The organism is Actinoplanes rectilineatus (assembly GCF_000962825.1).
GTDB lineage: Bacteria > Actinomycetota > Actinomycetes > Mycobacteriales > Micromonosporaceae > Actinoplanes > Actinoplanes rectilineatus.
The window spans coordinates 210,260-230,452 of the sequence record NZ_JZKF01000005.1; the positions used below are offsets into that span (position 1 = coordinate 210,260).

A 20,193-nucleotide genomic window follows, 5' to 3' on the forward strand; every position below is an offset into this window, starting at 1 on the left:
GCCCCGATTGCCTAGCGTCGACGACATGACGACGACCTTCGCCGGTGGCACGGTGAGCACCCGCCCGATCGGCCGCTACCTGCGCCAACTGGGTATCGACACCCAGTACTCGCTGCTGGGCCTGCCCCTTGCCGTTCTCACGCTGCCGTTGTGCATCGCCGGCTTCGCCGTCGGCGTCAGCACCACGATCATCTGGATCGGCCTGCCGATCCTCGTCGGAACCCTCTTCATGGCCCGGGGCTTCGCGCTCCTGGAGCGTTACCGGATCGGCGCGGTGCTGCGGCGGCCGATCCCGCACCCCGCCTACCGGTCCACGGCCGGCAAGAGTTTCATGGGCAAGCTCGTGTCGCCGCTCGCCGACGGTCAGGCCTGGCTGGACCTGCTGCACGGCCTGATCCGGCTGGTGCCCAGCCTGTTCGCCTTCGTGGTCACGGTGGTCTGGTGGGCGGTCGCCCTCGCCGGACTGGCGACCCCGTTCTACGACTGGGCGCTGCCGCACCCGCCGGAGAACGTGGAGTTGGCCGAGCTGCTCGGTTTCGGGGACACCACGTTCGCCCGGATCACGCTCAACGTGCTGGTCGGCCTGATCTTCGCGGCGACGCTCTGCCCGGTGGTCCGGGGCGCCGCCCTGGTCGAGGCGTTGTTCGCCCGGGCACTGCTCAGCGGCGTCGGCGAACTCCGGCAGCAGGTCGCCGACGCGAACGCGGCCCGCACCGTCGCCCAGGAGCAGCGGACCGCCGCGGTCAGCGCCGAGGCGGTCGCCCTGCGCAAACTGGAACGCGACATCCACGACGGTCCGCAGCAGCGCCTGGTCCGGCTCGCCATGGACCTGGGCCGTGCCGAGCAGCAGTTCGGCACCGACCCGGACGCGGCCCGGGCGACCGTGGCCGAGGCGATCGCCCAGACCCGGGAGACCCTCGACGAACTGCGCGCCCTGTCCCGTGGCATCGCCCCGCCGATCCTGGTCGACCGCGGCCTGCAGGCGGCACTGACCGCACTGGCCGGGCGCTGCACGGTCCCGGTCGATCTGGACGCGCCGCTGGGCGAGCGGCTCGACCCGGCCGTCGAGTCGGCCGCCTACTTCGTGGTGGCCGAGGCGCTGACCAACGTGGCGAAGCACAGCCGGGCCAGTGAGGTCCAGGTCAGCGTGCAGCGGATCGAGACCGGCCTGGTGGTGACCGTCGCCGACGACGGTGTCGGCGGGGCGAGCCTGGCCAAGGGGCACGGGCTGGCCGGCCTGGACGACCGGGTCCGCGCCACCGGCGGTGTGCTCGCGGTCGACAGTCCGGAAGGTGACGGAACCCGTCTCACCGCGGCACTGCCCCTGTGACGGTGCAGCAGGTCTGACAGCATGACCGCATGCGTGTGGTGATTGCCGACGATGCGGTGTTGTTGCGAGAGGGCCTTGTCCGGCTCGTCGAGGAGAACGGCCACACCGTGGTGGCGGCCGTCGGCGACGGGCCGTCCCTCGTCGCGGCGATCAAGGAACACCGTCCGGACGTCTCGATCGTGGACGTCCGGATGCCGCCGTCCCACACCGACGAGGGCCTGCGCGCCTCGGTCGAGGCCCGGGCGGCGGTGCCGGGCACCCCGATCCTGGTCCTCTCCCAGTACGTCGAGGTCTCCTACGCCGCCGACCTGCTGGCAGACCGCCGGGGCGCGATCGGCTACCTGCTGAAGGACCGGGTCGCGATGGTCGCCGACTTCCTGGACGGCCTGCACCGGGTCGCCGAGGGCGGCACGGTTCTCGATCCCGAGGTGGTCGGCCAGTTGCTGGTCCGGCGGCGCCGCGACGACCCGCTGCGCGGCCTGACCCCGCGCGAGCGTGAGGTGCTCGAACTGATGGCCGAGGGCATGTCGAACGGCGCGATCGCCCGCAAGATGGTGGTCACCGACGGCGCCGTGGAGAAGCACGTCCGCAACATCTTCACCAAGCTCGGACTGCACCAGGACGAGGAGCAGCACCGCCGGGTGCTGGCCGTCCTGGCCTACCTCCAGTCCTGAGATCGCCGCGGCGGCGTACCCGCTAAGCGGCGAGAGCTTGCGACAGGGAGTGACCCAGGGCGGCGGCGCCCAGGCCGGCCAGCACGCTCAGGAGGACGTAGGCGGTCGCGGCCGCCGGCGCACCCCGACGGGCCAGGGTGAGGGTGTCCCAACCGAACGTGGAATACGTGGTGAGGGCGCCGCAGAAACCGGTGCCGAGCAGTGCGACCAGCGTAGGCGGCAGATGCAGGCCGAGGACCAGGCCGAGGATGAACGAGCCGGCCACGTTGACGGTGAGGGTGGCCCACGGGAAATCCGGGCCGAAGCGTTTCCGCATGGCCTGGTCGGTGAGGTAGCGGACCGGTGCGCCGATCGCCGCCCCGACGATCACCATGAGAGGGGTCATGGGGTGCCGATCCGGGCGACGGCGCTGCCGGCGGCGACCGCGAGGATCGCGCCCACCAGCGTCGCCGCCAGATAGAGCAGGGCGGTCCGCGGTGAAGCCTGGTAGACCTCGACGGTCGCGGTGGAGAACGTGGTGTAACCGCCCAGGACACCGGTGCCGAGCAGCGGGCGCAACAGGCGGTCCTGCGGGCGCAGACGCGGCAGCAGGGTGTAGAGCACGCCGATCAGGAAACAGCCGGAGACGTTGATCAGCCACGTCGTCCAGACCGAACCGGGCCCGGCGGACGCGATCGCGTAGCGGGCCAGGGCGCCGAGCGCGCCACCGGCGGCGACGGCCACCAGAACGGGCCGGTCCACGTCGAGTCTCATCACCGAAGACGGTAACCGGCGATCGGGGGGACGTGGCGGCGTCCCCCCGATCGGCTCGGGGGCACACTCCTCGCGGAGATGCTCACCGTCCACTGTAGGCGAAGATCTTGATCGGCCCTCAGGGGCCCCCGGGGCCGAGTTCACAGCACTTCCCGGGCCCTTCGGTGGCGGCTTCGATGCCCCGCAACGCCACGCCGGGAGCGCGTTCGACCAGGACCGGGGACCACGACTCCTGGGTCCCGGCGCCGATCAGACGGCAGTCCCGGATCACCGCGTTCCGGTAGGTGAGCACGCTGACCAGGCCGTCCACCTCGCTGCGACCCCACCCGGCGACACGGACCGCGTAGCGGGGGCCGGACCAGCGGACGCAGACGTCGCTGATCTCGATGTTCGCGCCGACCAGGCCGGCCGACGACGAGACGAACCGGTCGGTGTTGTCGCCGGGCAGCAGGCGGAAGCCCATCTCGACGTCGCGCAGGCAACCGCCGGAGACCCGGACGTCGTGCACCGAGCTGAGGTAGAACCCCTCGACCGCGTCGCGGACCCGCAGGCCGGAGATGGTCAGGTCGTGCGGGTGGTACGTCTGGCCGGTGATCGACGAGACGTCCGCCCCGGCCGCGCCCCAGTGCACCGCGACACCGGTGTAGCCGCCGGTCACCGATACGTCGTGCAGGGCCGTCCCGCGGACCGCGCCCATCACGCCGATCGCGTTGGCGGTCCGCAGCTCGCCGTGGTCGACGTGCACCCGGCGGATGTCCACGTCACTGATCCAGGTGACCGGGCCGGCGTAGAGGTACTCGCCGACGGTCAGGCCGGTGCCGCGGTCGCCGCCGTGCTCGCCCGGGTCGGACGGTGCCGGCCGCAGTCCGAGATCGCTGATCGAGACGCCGGAGCCGAGAACGTGCAGCACCGGATGACCGGTCCGCCCCCGGGCCACCAGCCAGGTCTCCCCGGCAGAGGCGCCCCGGACGGTCCAGCCGCCCGGCACTCGCAGACCGTCCGCGAGCTCGTGCCGGCCCGGCGCCAACTCCAGCTTGCCGGGTGGCACGGTGTCGAACAGGTCCTGCAGGATCCGGTGGTTCGCCACCGGGTCGGTCCCGAGTGCCGGGCGGTGATTCATGGATTCCCTTACGTCAGGCGCCAGGACAGGGTGGGCTGCGGCTCCGCCGAGCCGAGGAGCACCGGGCCGGCCGCCGGTTCGGCGAGCCGGACGGCGAGACCGTCCGCCTCCCGGTCGACCGTCACGGCCACCGGTTCACCGGTGACCAGGTCGGCGGCGAGCACGCCGACGACCTCACCGGCTCGCTGTGGCATGGCGCGAACCGCCACCCGGCGGGCCGCCCGGGTCATCTTGAAGACCGCCCGGGCCGGTTTCTGCCGGGTCAGCCGGTTGCGCGGGGTGATCGGCAGCGGGGGAGCGGCCGGCACGCCGACCGTGACCAGCCGGTGCGTGCCGGAGCTGCCCGGCTGGACGACGGTGAAGTCGCAGCCGGAGTAGCCGTCCGGTCCGGCCGCGGCGGCGGGTTCGGTCCGGTCCCGTACGGTGATGCCGTTGAACCGCAGGCCGATCGGCGCGCGGGCGGAGAGCCGGCCGCTCGCCCAGTCCGGGACCGGGGTCTCGGCGATCTCCACGATCAGCATGCCGTCGGCGTCCAGTTCGCCGGCCTCCAGGTCGAACGAGACCGTGGCGTTCGCGCTCGCCGCACCTCGCCAGCCCTGCCGGCGGGCGAGCACCGCACCACCGCGGATCCTGCCCTGGGCCCGGACGGCGACCGCCCGGGGCAGCTCGGGCGCGAACCGGGACGGCCGCAGCCGGTCCGCCCACCAGCGGGTGGCCAGCTCGTCCAGTCCGATCGCGACGGAGACCCGGGCCGGGGCGCCGGTGCCGTGCACCTTGACCGCGACCGCGCCGTAGTCGCCGGTGACCCGCCCGACGATCCCGTTGCCCCGGACCACCTGGTCGAGGATCGTGATCGCCGGGTTGGACCCGCTGGTCAGGTTCAGCGGGAGGGCGGCCGGTACGGACGGCTCGTCGAAGTCGGTCCGGAACCAGGAGCCGACGCTCATGAGAGGTCGGACCGGGTCAGCAGCGGCTCACGGCGGGTCCACATCCGCTCGACCGTGTCGAACAGCGGGTCGGCGTCGCTCTCGATGTGCCGGAACGTCGCCCGCATCGTCTTGAGCAGGGTGTTCACCGGCCACACCTCCCACTGCGGGATCTGCGGGGTGACCACGTCCGAGCCACTGCGGTACAGCCACAGCCAGAGCCGGGCGCGCTGCACCTGCTCCTCGGTGACCAGCGTGGCACCCTCACGGATCGCCTTGATGCTCTCGTCGAGGGTCTTGAAGTAGCCCTCGGTCGAGTCCACCACGGTCGACAGCCCGCACGAACTCCACTCCGACCAGCCGGCCTGGATCACCGGGATGCCGTACGCCGGGAGCTCGTTGCTGACGCTGCCGCGGACGGTGACGCCCAGGTCGGTCAGGCTCCACAGCGCGTTCTTGCTGATCGCGGCGCTCGGCTTGAACTGCACGTGCTTGAGGCCGCGGTGCTGCTTGGCCAGGCCGTCGAAGAAGCCGGTCGAGTCGTACAGCGACTGGCTCGGGTGGTCCAGGAACAGCCACTGCGCCTCGTCGTGCCCGGCGGCGAAGGCGGCGGTCTCGGTGAACCAGTCGGCCAGGGTGGGGAAGAGTTCCCGGTTGGTGCCGAGGGCGTCCGAGACGGCGTGGTTGAACACCGCCACGATCGGCCGGTCCGCATCGAAGCCGAACCGGGCCGCGGCGTGCCCGCGCAGCACGGCCCGCTCGGCCGCGTTGCTCAGGTCGACCGAGGCCGAGGTGCCACCGCGCCACCAGCTGGGCCGGCCCAGGTTGACCTTGGCCCGCCAGGCGATCAGTTCGGTCACCGGGCGCAGCTTCTCCCGTCGCGGCCAGACCTGCTCCTCGAAGACCTGCCCGATCTGCCGGGTCAGCTCCTCACGGAAGGTGCCGGCGCCGCTGTCGTGTTCGGGGAAGAGCCCGTACGCCTTGAGGCAGCCGGTCTGCTGGGTGTGGATCACCGGCACGGAGCTGCGCCGGGCCACGTCCACCGCGAGACCCCACTGGTCGTAGTCGACGTGGCTGGTGACCAGCGCGACCACGTTCTGCCGGAACTGCTCCTCGTAGAACGCGGCGAGGGCGTTGCCGTAGCGCAGCCGGGTCTCCGACGGCCGGGCCGGGAGGCGGGGCACCTTGTCGAGCCGGGCCTGGGTCGCGGCCACGTTCGCCGAGACGTCGAAGGTCGGGGTCCTGTCCGACTTACGGACGATGTCCCAGACGTCGATGGTCTCCGACGCGCCGTACGCCGTGGCCAGCTCGCGGACCAGGGAGACGTCGAAGTCCTTCCAGAGGGTGGTCGCCCACGCCTCCTCGACGCCGGTGAGGACCACCAGCCGCGCCGGCTGGATCTTCCGGATCGCGTTGGCCACGGCCAGGTTCCGCAGGGTGACGCGGATGTCCTGGTGGAAGGCCTCGACCAGGATCACCCCGTCGTCGGTGACCGGCGGCAGGTTCTTCTGCCAGAAGACCTCGGCGGCGGTGAGGAAGTGCTTCCACTCCTGCTTGTTCGCATTCAGAAACACGTCAGATCAGGTCCCAGGTGAGTGGTGTCCCCTTGGCCGCATCGGTGCGGAACACGCGGCCCATGACGGCGCCGATCGTGTCCGGCTCCAGGCCGCCGGTCGGTCGGATGGAACGAACGTTCGCCGCGGTCACCGGATCGCCGGCCGCCACGTCCTCGACGACGTAGAGCGAGCGCCGGAATCGCAGGCCTTCCCTCTCCGCCTCGGTGGGACCGATACGGGTGGTCCCCAGCGACTGCCAGGCCCGTTCCGATTCCACCACGAGGGCGGCGAGTTCGCCCGGCTCGAGCGAGAAGGCCGAATCGACGCCACCGTCGGTGCGGCTGAGGGTGACGTGCTTCTCGATCAGCACGGCGCCGAAGGCGACCGCGGCGATCGGTACGCCGATGCCGAGCGAGTGGTCGCTGAGGCCGATCGGCAGGCGCAGCGCCTCGGCGAGCACCGGGATGCGGCGCAGGTTGGTGAACTCCGGCGGCGTCGGGTACGACGCGGTGCAGCTCAGCACCGTGATGTCGGTGGCACCGGCGCCCTGGGCCGCCTCGACGGCCGCGGTGATCTCGTGCAGCGACGCCATGCCGGTGGAGATGATGATCGGCTTGCCGGTGGCGGCGCAGAGCCGGATCAGCGGCAGGTCGGTGATCTCCGACGATGCGATCTTGTACATCGGCGCGTCCAGCTTCTCCAGCAGCTCGACCGCGGTCCGGTCGAACGGGCTGGAGAACGCGGTGATGCCCCGTTCCCGGGCCCGGTCGAAGATCGGCGCGTGCCAGTCCCACGGCGTGTGTGCACGCTCGTAGAGGTCGTAGAGGTGGTCACCGCCCCACAGTTCGTGACCGCTGGAGATCCGGAAACGCGGGTGATCGACGTTCACGGTCATGGTGTCCGCGGTGTACGTCTGGATCTTGATGGCGTCCGCGCCGGCGTCCGCAGCGGCATCCACCAGCTGCAACGCCCGGTCGAGCGAACCGTTGTGGTTGCCCGACATCTCCGCAACGATGTACGGCTTCTTCTCGCTCATGGTGTTCTCTCTGTCCAGACGACCGTCTTCGGCACACCGTCGACCAGTCGTTCGTATCTGCGTGTCTCCCGGAACCCGAATCGCCGGTGCAACGCGAGGACCTGCTTGTTGTCGGCGAGGGTCTCGCCGCCCAGGCTCGGAAGGCCCAGGGTGCCGAAGGCGTACTCGACGGCCTCCTTCTCCAGCCGCATCCAGGCCGGCAACAGCCGCTTCCCGAGACCGTCCACGTCGAGGTAGAAGGACCAGGTGGTGCCGTTGAAGATGACCACCCCGGCGGGGATGCCGTCCTCCTCGTAGATGAGGACCTCGGCGGTGCGCGCCGCCCACCAGGCGGCGTGCTCGTCCGGGCGGATCTCGTGCGTGGTCAGACTGACCGCGCGCACCTCAGGATGGTTGCGCCAGGTCAGGACCACGTCACGGTCGTTGTCGTCAGCGGGTCGAAGCACGCCGTCAACGTAGGGATGTGGTTTGGACTGCCTGTGGCGCACAGGGGTGGTCAGGGGAAACCGGAGGTGTCCTTTCGGTGGACCGGCGCCGGATGCCCGCCACCCGGTACCCCGCGCGGAGGGTCGCGTAGAGCGAATAGCTGTTCGTGGCGACCAGCCGGTGCTTGATGCCGCGCGAGCCGTCCGGCGGCAGATAGCCGTCCGGGCGGTGCCGCCGGTAGAGCGAGGCGACCTTGCGGAAGTACGGACGGCGACGGCTCGGGTGCACCCGGTTCTCGTTGCCGGCCACCACCAGCAGGTGGTTGATCATCAAGGTGAACATCCGGGTCCGCAGCCAGGGCTCGGCGTTCATCGCGGTCAGCCAGGCGTGTAGGCGGTCGTACTGTTCGAAGGCCTCGAAGTGCCGGTCGCTGCGAGTGGCGGTGATCGCGCCGTCCCGGCCGACCCGGTAGTGGTAGCAGACCCGGTTCAGCACGTCGATGCGTTCCGCGGCGATCAGGACCGGGTTGCTGAACGGGACGTCCTCGTACCAGCCGGCGGGGAAACGCAGATCGTTCTTGGCCAGGAACTCGCGGCTCATGATCCGGTTCCAGGCGGTGTGCTGCACCCCGAGCACGTTCTCCAGGGTGGGCGGCCCGGCCAGCAGCGGTGAGCTGGCGTCCGGCTGCAGGCGGCCGTTCTCGTGCACCCGCAGGTGGTCGACGAGCAGGACGTCCGGCTCGTTCGCGCGGAGGCGGTCCAGCACGGCCCGCATCGAGCCGACGGGCAGCCAGTCGTCGCTGTCGACGAACCAGACGTACCGGCCGCGGGCCTCGGCGAGACCCGCGTTGCGGGCCGGCCCCAGGCCGACGTTCTCGTCCATGTGCAGAACCCGCAGGTCGCCGTGGCGGGCCGCGTAGCCGTCGAGCATCAGGCCGCAGCCGTCCGGGGAGGCGTCGTCGACCGCGATCACCTCGACCTGAGCGTTCTCCTCAGCGGTCAACCCGGCACGAAGCGATTCGAGGCACTGGTAGAGATAGCCCTCGACCGCGTAGACGGGCACTACGACGGTGAGTAGAACATCCATGCCGCAACCGTCGGCCCCGATGGTGAAGCGCAGGGTAACCGGATGTGTCGGGGATCTACGTCACAGACAAATCTGACCGACCAATCGACGAACATCCTCGTCGCGAACCGGCCCGGGAACGTTCGTCCCCGGGCCGCCGTCGACCTTTCGTTCTCGTGGTCCCGTCGCCGTTCCGGGAGGGACGCGGCTCAGTCCTCGGACCCCTGCTTCTGCTCCGCCACCGGGAACAGCAGCTGCTGCATCGCGTCGGTGGTCAGCGGCTCGGCGAAGTAGTACCCCTGGCCCAGTTCGCAGTTGCCGTCGGTCAGCTCACTGAGCTGACCGATGTGTTCGATGCCCTCGGCGATGGTGGACAACTGCAGTGCCTGGCCGAGCTGGATGATGCCGTGGGTCAGCGCCGCGGCGGCCGGCACGTCCCCGACGTCGTCGACGAACGACTTGTCGATCTTGATGATGTCCACCGGGAAACGCCGCAGGTACGCCAGCGACGAATAGCCGGTGCCGAAGTCATCGATCGCCAGCCGGACCCCCAGCTCCTTGATCGCCTCCAACCGTTCCAGCGTCTCCGCCCGGTGGTCCACGATCAGCGACTCGGTCAGCTCGATGACCAGGCACCGGGCCGGCAGACCGCTGTCGGTCAACGCCGAGCGGACCACGTCCGGCAGGTCCGGGCGTTCCAGCTGCACCGCCGAGAGGTTCACGCTGACCGTCAGCATCTGGTCCGGCGGGCGCTGCTGGTTCCAGCCGGCCGCCTGCCGGCACGCCTCACGCAGCACCCACTCGCCGATCGGCACGATCATGCCGGTCTCCTCGGCGAGCGGGATGAAGTCGAGCGGCGGGACCATGCCGCGTTCCGGGTGCTTCCACCGGACCAGCGCCTCCAGCCCGGAGATCTCCCCGGTGCGGAGCCGGACGATCGGCTGGAACCGCAGCTGGAACTCGTGCCGCAGGACCGCGCGGCGCAGGTCGGCCTCCATCTCCAGGTGCCGTTGGAAGGACTCGCGCATCGCCGGCTGGAAGATGGCGTACTGGTCCTTGCCCTTCTTCTTCGCCTCGAACATCGCCAGGTCGGCGCGGACCAGCAGCTCCTGGGCGTCGGCCTCGCCGGTCGCGCCGTACGCGATCCCGACGCTGCAGGTCACGAAGGTCTCCCGGCCGTCGAGGTCGAACGGCTCGCGCATGGCCGCGAGGATGCGCCGCACCACCGGCAGTGCGGCCTCCTCGTCCGCGGTGTCCGGCAGCAGCACGGCGAACTCGTCGCTGCCCAGCCGGGCCGCGGTGTCGTCGGTCCGCAGGCAGTCGCGGAGCCGGTCGGCCGCCGCCACCAGCAGCTGGTCGCCGTGTTTGTGGCCGAGCGCGTCGTTGACGACCTTGAACCGGTCGAGGTCGACGAGCAGCGTCGTCACCCCGCCGGAGCGGGACGTGGCGAAGGCGTTCTCCATCCGGGTCATGAACAGCGACCGGCTGGCCAGCCCGGTCAGCGAGTCGTGGAACGACTGGCTCATGTCGCGCAGCGTGCGGGCGTCGGTGATCGCCAGGCTCGCGTGCTCGGCGAAGGCGGTCAGTGCGTCGCGCAGCGACTTGTCCCACTCCCGGGCCTCGGTGTGCGAGGCGACGAACATCGACCCGATCACCGCCCCGTTCTCGTGCACCGGGACCGCCATGACGCTCTTGATCTGGGCGGTGGTCACCTCGGGCACGGCGATCGGCGAGTTGGCGTAGTCGTCGACGGCGATCAGCTCGTTCCCCATGATCGCCAGGCCGACGGCGCCGAGGGTGGCGATCGGCACCTGCTTCATCTTGGCCGCGGACACGTCCGGGATGCCGGCGCCGGCGACCAGACTGATCCGGTTCGGCTCGTCGAGCAGGGTCAGGCCGGCCAGGTCGACGTCGAGCAGGACGACGAGACCGTTGGTGAGGGCTTCGAGGATCTTGCGCAGCGGCTCGCGCCGGGCGATCGACCGCTGGACCGTCGTCAGCTCGTCGAAGAGGCGCTGCCGCCGCTGCAGGGAGTCGATCAGCCGGGTGTTCTCCTCGGACTGCACGCGTTCCGACTCGATCAGCTGAAGGGCCTGCAGGCTGAGCTCGAGCACCCGGGCCAGCCCGCGGAGCAGGCAGATCTCCTCGATGCTGAAGGTGCCCCCGAGCCGGCACAGGGCCAGCACCCCGGACGGTTCGCCCTCGAGCGAGGCCACCGTCACCGCGTACTCCGCGCCACCGATCTCCAGCGAGGTGTGCCGCCCCTCGGCGATCTCGGTCAGAGCGTGCACGGGGACACGTTCGGCCGGCAGCCCGACGGACGCGGCGACGCTACCGTCGACCAGGAGCACCGCGAAGTCGGCGCCGATGGCACGGATGGCGCACTCGACGGCCGCATGCTGAGCGGCGGCCTCGTCGGGGCGGTCGGCTACGACGGCGAGAAAGTCCGTCAGTTGCTGGGTGGCGAGCACGTGGTTGCAGTCGGCGGCGGTGCCCGTCAGTTGAGGAAAACCTGGCATCGTGCCAATCTGGTCACGAACGGTCAGTTGACCATTACCCATGGTTGTCAAATTCGGCGTCATGCGCGTGAATGGACTCGTGGGTATGCCCGAAGAGCTCGCCCCCGGCCGCCTCGGCGCGGCCTCCGTCGCCTTCCTCGGACTGGCCGCCGCCGCCCCGATCGTCACGCTGGTCACCCTGGTCCCACCCGCGCTGGCCACCGGTGCGGGACCCCTCCTTCCTCTCGGTTTCGCCGGGCTCGCCCTGACCCTTCTGCTCTTCTCCTGCGGGTACGCGGCGATGGGCCGCCGTTCGCCGCGCGCCGGTGCGGCGTACCCCCAGATCGCCCGTGGCCTGGGACGCCCCGCCGGAGTGACCGCCGCCTGGCTGGCGATCTCCGGGTATCAGGCGATCCAGTTCGGCCTCTACGCCCTTGCCGGCGTGGCCGCCCAGCCGCTGCTGAGCGTGCCCTGGTGGATGGTGGCCGCCGCCTGCTGGGCCCTGGTGGCGCTCTGCGGGCCGATGCGGGTCGAGATCGCGGCCGGTGTGGTCGCCCTGCTCGCGGTCGGCCAGGTCGTGGTGCTCGCCGGGCTGGCCGCCTCGAACGTGCTCCGGCCCTTCGGCGGGCGCGTCACCGAGGCGTCGATCGTCCTCGGCGAGCCGGGCCGGATCGACCGGCCGCTGCTCGGCCTGCTGCTCGCCGCCGGGGTGCTGGCCTTCGCCGGTTTCGAGAGCGCCGCCGCTTACGCCGAGGAGTCCCGTCTGCCGCGTCGCACCGCGGGCCTGGGCGGATTCGGATCGGTCGCGCTGCTCGGGCTGCTGCTCGGCGGGGTGAGCTGGAGCCTGATCGTCGCCGCCGGGCCGGGACGGATCGCCGGCGTGGCCCGCGATCGTGGCACCGAGCTGCTCTTCGCGATGGGGGAGGAGCGCCTTCTTCCCTGGGCGGTCACCCTCAGCCGGGTGGCCTTCCTGACCGGCGTCCTGGTCGGTGCGCTCGCGCTGCATCACACGATCAACCGTCTGGTGTACGCCCTGGGCCGTGAGCACGTGCTCCCCGCGGTGCTGGGGCACACCGGCCGGCGTACCGGTGCTCCCCGGGCGGCGTCGGTCACCCAGTCCCTGGTCGCGGGCGCGGCGATGACCGGTGCCTACCTGGCCGGTGCGGACCCGGGACTCCGCACCGCGCGCTGGTTGATCGTGGGCGGCGCGCTCAGCGTCCTGCTGGTGCTCCTGATGGCGTCGCTGGCCGCCCTGGTGCACCTCAACCGGGTGCCGGCGGACGAGGGGGCCTTCGTCCGGTTCGCCGCGCCCTTTCTGTCCACTGTGTCCCTCGGGGTGCTGACCTGGCTGGCGGTCCGGGACCTGCCGGCGCTGCTCGCCATGCCGCCGGGATATCCGCTGGTCCGGGCGGTGGCCGGGGCGATCGTGGCCGGGGTGGTGCTGGGGACGGCGCACGCGCTGCTGCTGCGTCTGACCCGTCCCGTCGTCTACGCCGGGATCGGGCTGGGCGGGTCGGCCGTGGTGGTGACGCCGCAGTCGCCGGCCGCACCGGCCGCACCGGTGGCGGCCATCGGGGCGCCGCCGCGGATTCCCCGGCAGCGGGTGCCCGGCGCGCACCGCCCCGAGCGGGTGGAGCGGGAGGCTAGCTGAAGAACTCCTGGACCTGGGTCAGCGTCAGGTAGCCCTGGGGTTTCAGCTCGTGCGGCACGGCCGGCAGATCCTTCGCGGTCACCGGCAGCACGTCGCTCGGCGGCACCGAGGTCTGCGGCGCGGGCGGCAGGTCCGGCAGGGCCATCGCCTCCCGGATCACCTCGAACATGGTCCGCACCTCGCTGGCGGCCTGTTGGGCCAGCTCGTCCGGATCCGAGCAGGCCCGGGGCAGCGCGCAGGTGAAGTTGGCGCGCAGCTGGTCGTCGACGCCGTGGATGTCGGCGCTGGGCCGCAGGTGGTCCTGGCCTTCGGTGACGATGCCCAGCTCGCAGCAGCCGGAGAAGCCGGACACGTCCCACCACCGCTGCCAGTGCGGGTCGGCGTCGAGGGTCTGCACCGCCTGTTGCAGTGCGACGAGGTAGTGACGTGGCGCCCGACCGTCCCGAGTCGCCGCCCCCAGTCGCGGATGGAGCCATCGCGCGGGAAACCGGAACTCGTTCATGGTTCGCATGGTGGCAGGAACGAAGCAGACATTGCCTCAAATCCCACACCCACGTTCGGGTGTCCTATTGCGAAATTCCCGAAAAACCACCTTATGAGGTGGCGAGCGGCGTGGAAGGGTGAAAAGTGTCCGCGAGCCCCAGAGCATATGGGGTGAAACGGACACAAGGGGCTGATAATGAAGAGATTCTGGGCGGCCGCCTCCACGGTCGCGCTCTGCGCGGCCGGTGCCACGGTGGCCACCGGGGCGCAGGCCGAGACGCTGCGCGCCGCGTCGGACGATGTTCCGGCAGCGGTCACCTGGGGACCCTGCACCGAACCGTCGCTGCGGGCACAGGACGCCGAATGCGGTTACGTGTCGGTGCCGATGGACTACACGAGGCCCAAGGGAACACAGATCCAGCTGGCCGTGTCGCGGATCAAGCACACCTCGCCGGAGAGCCAGTACCAGGGCGTGATCCTGGTGAACCCGGGCGGACCGGGTGGCGCCGGCCGGGCGATGGCCTCGCTCGGTTCGCACGTGCCGAAGCAGGCCGGCACGCAGTACGACTGGATCGGGTTCGACCCGCGCGGTGTCGGCGCCAGCAAGCCGAAACTGACATGCGACGCGAAGTACCCCGGGTACGGCCGTCCGGCGTACGTGCCGGGCACCCCGGAGCTCGAGAAGGAGTGGCACGCGCGGACCACCGCGTACGCGGCCGCCTGCGCCAAGTCGGGCGGCGTGTTCCTGGACCACCTGCGCACCACGGACACGGTCAAGGACATCGAGAACATCCGGCAGGCGCTGTCCGCGGAGAAGATCAGCTTCTACGGATTCTCGTACGGCACCTACCTGGGCCAGGTCTACGCCACCAAGTACCCGAAGCGGGTGCACCGGATGGTCCTGGACGGCGTCGTCGACCCGACCCGGGTCTGGTACGACTCGAACCTCGACCAGGACCTGGCCTTCGACAAGGCGATCCGGGTCTACTTCACCTGGCTCGCCAAGTACGACGCCGTCTACCACCTCGGCAAGACCGCCGACGAGGTGGAGAAGCTCTACTACCGGCAGCTCGCCGTACTCGCCGAGAAGCCGGCCGGTGGGGAGATCGGCCCGGCCGACCTGACCGACGTCTTCCTGCAGCCCGGCTACTACATCTTCGGCTGGGAGGCGACCGCGAACGCCTTCTCCGCCTGGATCACCAAGAAGGACCCGTCTCTGCTGAAGAAGCTCTACGACGAGAACCACCCGCAGACCGAGGGCTCGGACAACGGCTACGCGATCTACCTGGCCGTGCAGTGCACCGACGCGAAGTGGCCGTCGTCCTGGAAGCGCTGGCGCAAGGACAACTGGCGGGTGCACCACACGGCGCCCTTCGAGACCTGGGGCAACGCCTGGTACAACGCGCCCTGCCGGCACTGGCCCGCCTCCCCCGGTACGCCGGTGAAGGTGGACGGCACCGAGGTCCCGCCGGTGCTGCTGATCAGCGAGACGCTCGACGCGGCCACGCCGTTCTCCGGCGCCCTGCGGGTCCGCGACCTGTTCCCGAAGTCCGCGCTGCTGGAGGGGGTGGGCGGAACCACCCACGCCGGTTCGCTGTTCGGCAACGAGTGTGTCGACGACACGATCGCCGACTACCTGATGTCCGGCACGCTGCCGAAGCGGGAGAAGCCGCAGGGCTCCGACAAGCAGTGCACCCCGATCGCGCAGCCCGTGCCGATCGGCGTCACCCCGGACGCCAAGGCCACCGAGAGCGGCACGGTGAACGACCGCCTGCGTCTGCAGCGCCTGGTGGTCCGCCCCTGACCCAGGTGTGACCAGGGCCTCGGCGGCTCGCCCGCTGCCGGGGCCCTGCCCGGTGGGCTATGCTCGTCCCCGCGAAGGGGAGTAGCTCCCAATGTCGCGGTCGACATACTGACACCGTTCCGGTGTCCGGCCGCGCGGCCTCTCATCAAGGCGAGCGAGACCTTCGACCAGGCTGTTGTCAACGACGGCCGGGTCGAGGTCGCCCTGCGTCTGAAACCCGGTCCTTGAATCACCGGGAGACATCTGTGGAAGCCTTTCTGGTCGCGCTGGGCGTGAGCTTCGCGGTCATCTTCGTCGCCGAACTCGGCGACAAGTCGCAGCTCATGGCCATGACATTCGCGACCCGCTTCAAAACCGTGCCGGTCCTGATCGGCATCACCGTGGCCACCGCCCTGGTCCACCTGGTGTCGGTCGGCATCGGCTACGGACTCGGCGCCGCCATCCCGACCGGCTGGATCTCGCTGGTCGCCGGCATCGCGTTCCTCGGATTCGGTGCCTGGACGCTGCGCGGCGACTCGCTCACCGACGACGAGAAGACCAAGGCCGAGCGCTCCACCGGATCGGCGATCTGGGCCGTGGGCGGCGCGTTCTTCCTGGCCGAGCTGGGTGACAAGACCATGCTCGCGACCATCACCCTGGCCACCCAGCACGGCTGGTTCGGCGTCTGGGTGGGTTCCACGGTCGGCATGGTGGCCGCCGATGCCCTGGCCATCGTGGTCGGCCGTTACCTCGGCCGGCACCTGCCGGAGAAGGTCATCAAGTACGGTGCTGCAGCGCTCTTCGCTATCTTCGGCATCTGGCTGATCACCGAGGGTGTGATCGAAGTTCGATAGGGAGTCGGCGTGTGACCCGGCAACTCGACATGGCCCGGATTCAGCTCCAGCGCGGGGAGCCCCAAGCCGCCGCGGAACTGCTCGGTCCGGTGCTGGTCGCCGAGCCGGACGACGTCACCGCGCTGGTCCTGATGACGCATGCCCAGTTGGCGCTGAAACGTCCCGAACTGGCGGAGGAGACGGCCCGGCGCGCGGTCGAGCACGCGCCGGAATGGCCGGACGCTCTCGGCGCGCTGAGCCGGGTGCAGACCGCCCTGGACCGGCACGACGAGGCCATCGCCACGGCCCGGGAGGCGGTCCTGCGCCAGCCGGACAACCCGTACCGGCACAACCGGCTGGCGTGGGCGCTGCTCGAACACGGCCGCAGCGCGGTCGAGGCCGAGCACGCGGCCCGGGAGGCGGTCCGTCTCGATCCGAGCGAGGCGGACTTCCGTCTCACGTACGCGATGGTGATGAAGCAGCTCAACCTGCTGGACCGGGCCCGGCAGGCACTGCGCGACGCGCTCGCGCTGGAGCCGGACAACGCGGTGGCCCGGCACGAACTGGCCGCGCTGGACGTGGTGCACCACAACCCGTTCGCCCTGGGCCGGCTGGCCCGGGGCGCGTCCGGGCTGGTCGGCGCGCTGCGGGCGGACCCGGGACAGGAGGCCAGCCGGTTCCTGCTGGACGTGGCGCTGCGCCAGTTCCTGGTCTACACCGCGATCATCCAGGTGCTGCTGGCGTACGTGGGCTGGCGGCTGGCCGGTTCGGTGCCGGACGCGGCCCGCGCGCTGGCCGCCGCGGCGGTGCTGGCCCCGGGCGCGTACGCCGGGTACTTCCTCGCCCGGCTCGATCCGGGACTCCGCTCCTACCTGCGGAACCTGCTCACCGAGGGCCGGCAGCGGATCGCCGCGGCGGCGGCCGTCGTCGCCATGGCGCTGCTGCTGGTCGCGATCGTGGCCCCGGTCGGGTGGCTGCCGATGCTGCTCGGCATCGCGACGGCGGCGGCGTTCGCGGTACGCCTGCTGACGGCCCCGGCGGTGGACCAGGACGAGCCGGGGCGCGGGCTGTCCACGTACGCGCTGCGGTTGATCGCCGGGGTTTGCGCGGCGGCCGCGACCGGGCTGGCCATCACCACCGGCGAGGGTGATCCGCCCTGGCGTCTGGCCGTCGCGGCGGTCGCGCTGGCCGGAGCGATCGGATGTCTGCTGGTGATCCGCCGCCGGCGGGTGTGAGCCAGGCCATTCGATCTCAGGACCGTCCGTTTTCGGCCGAAGACATCCCTGTGATCATCGTCCACCTGCCCTGTGGAGCCGCCCGATGACGGAACTGGCCGACCGCTCGTTCACCGGACTCACGGGTGCGCTGGCCGACCCGTCCGAGGGACTGGTCTCCCGGGCCGCCGCGTTGTTCGAGAGCATGCAGCCCGCCGAGGCCGTCGCCGTGCTGGAACCGATGCTGGCCTCGAACCCGGAGTCGGCGTCCGGCTGGACGCTGCTGGCCCGGGTTCGGCTGACCCTGGACCAGGTGGAGCCGGCCCTGACCGCGGCGACCCGGGCGCTCGAGCTGGCGCCCGAGGACCCGCGCCCGCCGGCCATCGCGAGCCGCGCGCTGACCCTGCTGGGGCGGCACGACGACGCGATCGCGATGGCGTACCGGGCGGTGATCGTGGAGCCGCGCAACCCGCTCTGGCAGGACCGGGTGGCCTGGGCGCTGCTCGCCGCGGACCGGCATCTGGCCGACGCGGAGCAGGCGGCGCGGGCCGCGGTCGGCCTGGAGCCGAACGAGGCGCACTACTACTTCACGCACGGTGTCGCGCTGGCCGCACTGGGGCACGTCGACCAGGCCCGGCAGGCGCTGCTCACCTCGTTGCGCCTGGAGCCGGAGAACCCGGTGGCCAAGCACCGGCTGGACGTGCTGAACGGCGTGGCGATCGTGGTGCCGGAGAAGAAGAAGCGGGGCTGGAAGTTGTTCGGCCGCAAGGAGGAGACTGACACCGTCCTGCCGTGATAAGCACGTTTTGTCGTGATAATCCGGTTCATGAGATCTTGGTGGGCGGTGGTGCCGCTGGCACTCGCGATGCTCGCTGTCCCGGCGGAGGCCCGCGCCGACGCCCCCGCGGTGATCACGCACTACGGATTCGACACCCCGGCCGGCACCATGCTGGAAGCGACCGGCGGTGCCCGCACGCTGCGGATCCGCTCCTCCTCCGGCGGCCGGGTCCAAGCCGTGCCGCACGGCACCGGCTGGGCCCTCGGCTTCCCCGGCCCGTGCCGGGGACCGCACTGCCCGCACGTGGTGCTGCAGAGCCCCTCCTCGGCCGACCTCAACCCGGGCGCCAACGACCTCGCCTACGGCGCCGACGTGCTGCTCGCCCCGGACCGGACCAGCCCCGGCCAGAACATCCTGCAGAAGGGCTACTCGGCGCTCGGCAGCCAGTACAAACTGCAGATCGACGGCCTCGGCGGCCGGCCCAGCTGCGTGCTCGCCGACGTCAGCGGGCCGTCCGTCATCTGGATCGCCCGCAGCCGGATCGGCGTCGCCGACGGACGCTGGCACCGGATCTTCTGCCGGCGCACCGGCGTGCTGCTGATGGTCGTCGTCGACCGGGCACCCCGCGGCTGGGCGCTGGTGCCACCCGGCCTCTCCGTGAACAACAACCGGCCGCTGAGCATCGGCGCCAAAGGCGCCGGCCCGAACAACGACCAGTTCAACGGCGTCCTCGACAACATCTGGGTACGCATCGGTCAGCCGCTGAGCGCCTGGAGCAGGACGGCGTCCTCGGTGTCGCCGGACAACTCCCACGCGAACACGCCGGCCAGCGACCGCTCCCGGGCATAGGCGACCTTCGCGGCGATCGTCTCCGGGGTGTCGTACGACCACCACTGCGACCCGCATCGGGCGTACGCCGTCCCGCCCACCGCGCCGGTCGGCGGGCACCGGTCCACCAGGACCCGATAGTCCTCGATGCCCTCGGCGTACCGGCCCGGCGCCGGCCCGGTGGCGGCCGCGCCCGGTCCGTCCCCGGTCGCCCCGGTCCACCCACGGCCGTAGAAACCGACACCGATCAACAGCTTCTCCGCCGGTACGCCCAGCGCCAGCAGTTCGGCCACGGTCGCCTCGGTGGTCGCGGTGTCCCGCGGGATCCCCGGATACGCGGTCAGCGCCGAGTGCGGCGCCGTCCGAACCGCGCCCTCCTCGGCAGAGGGGACGGAGGCACCGAAGTAGTCGTAGGTCATCGCCCCGACCCAGTTCGCGTACCGCGACGCCCCGGCGTAGTCGGCGGCCCGCAGCTTGCCGACGTCCCCCGGCACCGCCACCGAGATCAGCGACTGCTCCCCGAGCGCGGCCCGCAACGCCGCCAGCACCCTGGTGAGCGCGTCCGGCCCACTGGTGTCGCAGGCCAGGCCACACGCGTTCGGGTACTCCCAGTCCACGTCGACACCGTCGAACAGTCCCGCCCAGCGCGGATCGGCGAGCAGGTCACGGCACGACTCGGCGAACCGCTGCGGATCCCGGGCCGCCGCGGTGAACGCCGGCGAACCGGTCCACCCACCGAACGACCACAGCAGCTTGAGCTGCGGATTCGCCGCCTTCAACTTGCGCAACTGACCGAAGCTGCCGCGCAGGGCGGCGGTGGCGGCGTCGGCGACACCGTCCACGCTCTCCGCCGCCGTGACCGGCCTGCCGACCGCGGCCCACTCGTCACCGGCCGCACACCGCCCGCCGGTGACCTTGCCGAACGCGTACTTGAGATGGGTGAGCCGCTGCGCGGCGCCGGAGGTCTGCAGGTCCTTCACCCGGTAACCGCGGCCGTAGACGCTCCACTCGGTGAAGTAGCCGGCCACCACACGCGACGGCGGACTCGGGGCCGGATCCGGTGCCGGACGCGGTGGGGAACCGCACGACGCGACGGTCAGCAGGACGGACAGCAACAGCAACGCCGGTGGGAAGCGCACCGGCTCGAAGGTATCCGCAGTTCCGGGACATCGCCGGATCGTTCCCCCGTTAGGGTGCCCGCGCCCACCGGAGCGGAACGTGTCCTTGGTGACGTCCGTG

The 20,193-nt window shown here is 71.2% G+C and carries 19 protein-coding genes; 8 read left to right on the plus strand and 11 right to left on the minus strand.

Annotated features, from left to right (window positions below; all coding sequences use genetic code 11):
- Positions 1-25: 25 nt before the first annotated feature.
- A complete protein-coding gene (locus tag WH85_RS05750; protein ID WP_045740609.1) occupies positions 26-1,330 on the plus strand; it encodes a sensor histidine kinase in 1,305 nt (434 codons plus the stop codon).
- 29 nt (positions 1,331-1,359) lie between these two features.
- Positions 1,360-2,004, plus strand: coding sequence for a response regulator (locus WH85_RS05755; RefSeq protein ID WP_045740610.1), 645 nt, complete (start codon positions 1,360-1,362; stop codon positions 2,002-2,004).
- Positions 2,005-2,026: 22 nt separating this feature from the next.
- On the opposite strand, the gene crcB is transcribed toward WH85_RS05755, so the two are convergent.
- The 9 genes from crcB to WH85_RS05800 all read right to left on the minus strand — a co-directional run bounded on the left by crcB (position 2,027) and on the right by WH85_RS05800 (position 11,405).
- Positions 2,027-2,389, minus strand: a complete 363-nt coding sequence (gene crcB / locus WH85_RS05760) for a fluoride efflux transporter CrcB (RefSeq protein WP_045740611.1) — start codon at positions 2,387-2,389, stop codon at positions 2,027-2,029.
- Positions 2,386-2,757, minus strand: a complete 372-nt coding sequence (locus WH85_RS05765; RefSeq protein ID WP_045740612.1) for a fluoride efflux transporter FluC — start codon at positions 2,755-2,757, stop codon at positions 2,386-2,388. The genes crcB and WH85_RS05765 overlap by 4 nt, the downstream gene beginning before the upstream one ends.
- A 118-nt stretch (positions 2,758-2,875) precedes the next feature.
- Positions 2,876-3,877, minus strand: a complete 1,002-nt coding sequence (locus WH85_RS05770) for a hypothetical protein (RefSeq protein ID WP_045740613.1) — start codon at positions 3,875-3,877, stop codon at positions 2,876-2,878.
- Positions 3,878-3,885: 8 nt separating this feature from the next.
- Positions 3,886-4,824, minus strand: a complete 939-nt coding sequence (locus WH85_RS05775; RefSeq protein ID WP_045740614.1) for a hypothetical protein — start codon at positions 4,822-4,824, stop codon at positions 3,886-3,888.
- Positions 4,821-6,377: a hypothetical protein gene (locus WH85_RS05780; protein ID WP_045740615.1), complete on the minus strand. Its 1,557-nt coding sequence runs from the start codon at positions 6,375-6,377 to the stop codon at positions 4,821-4,823. The genes WH85_RS05775 and WH85_RS05780 overlap by 4 nt, the downstream gene beginning before the upstream one ends.
- A gap of 1 nt (position 6,378) precedes the next feature.
- A complete protein-coding gene (pseI, locus tag WH85_RS05785) occupies positions 6,379-7,395 on the minus strand; it encodes a pseudaminic acid synthase (protein WP_045740616.1) in 1,017 nt (338 codons plus the stop codon).
- The gene (locus tag WH85_RS05790) at positions 7,392-7,841 is read right to left on the minus strand and encodes a GNAT family N-acetyltransferase (RefSeq protein ID WP_045740617.1); all 450 of its coding nucleotides are present in this window, start codon (positions 7,839-7,841) and stop codon (positions 7,392-7,394) included. The genes pseI and WH85_RS05790 overlap by 4 nt, the downstream gene beginning before the upstream one ends.
- 4 nt (positions 7,842-7,845) lie before the next feature.
- A complete protein-coding gene (locus WH85_RS05795) occupies positions 7,846-8,907 on the minus strand; it encodes a glycosyltransferase family 2 protein (RefSeq protein ID WP_045740618.1) in 1,062 nt (353 codons plus the stop codon).
- A gap of 188 nt (positions 8,908-9,095) precedes the next feature.
- Complete coding sequence (locus WH85_RS05800; protein ID WP_045740619.1) at positions 9,096-11,405, minus strand: putative bifunctional diguanylate cyclase/phosphodiesterase; 2,310 nt, start codon at positions 11,403-11,405, stop codon at positions 9,096-9,098.
- Between the two features lie 85 nt (positions 11,406-11,490).
- Between WH85_RS05800 and WH85_RS05805 the strand changes: the two genes are divergently transcribed.
- Positions 11,491-13,035 carry an APC family permease gene (locus WH85_RS05805; protein ID WP_245673833.1) on the plus strand — a complete coding sequence of 515 codons (1,545 nt, stop codon included), beginning with the start codon at positions 11,491-11,493 and terminating at the stop codon, positions 13,033-13,035.
- Here the strand turns inward: WH85_RS05805 and WH85_RS05810 are convergent.
- Positions 13,028-13,537: a hypothetical protein gene (locus tag WH85_RS05810; protein ID WP_245673834.1), complete on the minus strand. Its 510-nt coding sequence runs from the start codon at positions 13,535-13,537 to the stop codon at positions 13,028-13,030. The genes WH85_RS05805 and WH85_RS05810 overlap by 8 nt on opposite strands.
- A 177-nt stretch (positions 13,538-13,714) precedes the next feature.
- On the opposite strand from WH85_RS05810, the gene WH85_RS05815 reads away from it, so the two are divergent.
- The 5 genes from WH85_RS05815 to WH85_RS05835 all read left to right on the plus strand — a co-directional run bounded on the left by WH85_RS05815 (position 13,715) and on the right by WH85_RS05835 (position 18,975).
- The gene (locus WH85_RS05815) at positions 13,715-15,322 is read left to right on the plus strand and encodes an alpha/beta hydrolase (RefSeq protein ID WP_045740621.1); all 1,608 of its coding nucleotides are present in this window, start codon (positions 13,715-13,717) and stop codon (positions 15,320-15,322) included.
- Positions 15,323-15,567: 245 nt separating this feature from the next.
- Positions 15,568-16,155, plus strand: a complete 588-nt coding sequence (locus WH85_RS05820; protein WP_045740622.1) for a TMEM165/GDT1 family protein — start codon at positions 15,568-15,570, stop codon at positions 16,153-16,155.
- Between the two features lie 11 nt (positions 16,156-16,166).
- Positions 16,167-17,369, plus strand: coding sequence for a tetratricopeptide repeat protein (locus WH85_RS05825; RefSeq protein ID WP_063775462.1), 1,203 nt, complete (start codon positions 16,167-16,169; stop codon positions 17,367-17,369).
- Between the two features lie 85 nt (positions 17,370-17,454).
- Positions 17,455-18,144, plus strand: a complete 690-nt coding sequence (locus WH85_RS05830; RefSeq protein ID WP_045740623.1) for a tetratricopeptide repeat protein — start codon at positions 17,455-17,457, stop codon at positions 18,142-18,144.
- A 30-nt stretch (positions 18,145-18,174) separates the two neighbouring features.
- The gene (locus WH85_RS05835; protein WP_157410793.1) at positions 18,175-18,975 is read left to right on the plus strand and encodes a LamG domain-containing protein; all 801 of its coding nucleotides are present in this window, start codon (positions 18,175-18,177) and stop codon (positions 18,973-18,975) included.
- Here WH85_RS05835 and WH85_RS05840 read toward each other — a convergent pair.
- The gene (locus tag WH85_RS05840; protein ID WP_245673835.1) at positions 18,882-20,093 is read right to left on the minus strand and encodes a glycoside hydrolase family 18 protein; all 1,212 of its coding nucleotides are present in this window, start codon (positions 20,091-20,093) and stop codon (positions 18,882-18,884) included. The two genes, WH85_RS05835 and WH85_RS05840, sit on opposite strands and share 94 nt — an antisense overlap.
- Positions 20,094-20,193 lie beyond the last annotated feature (100 nt).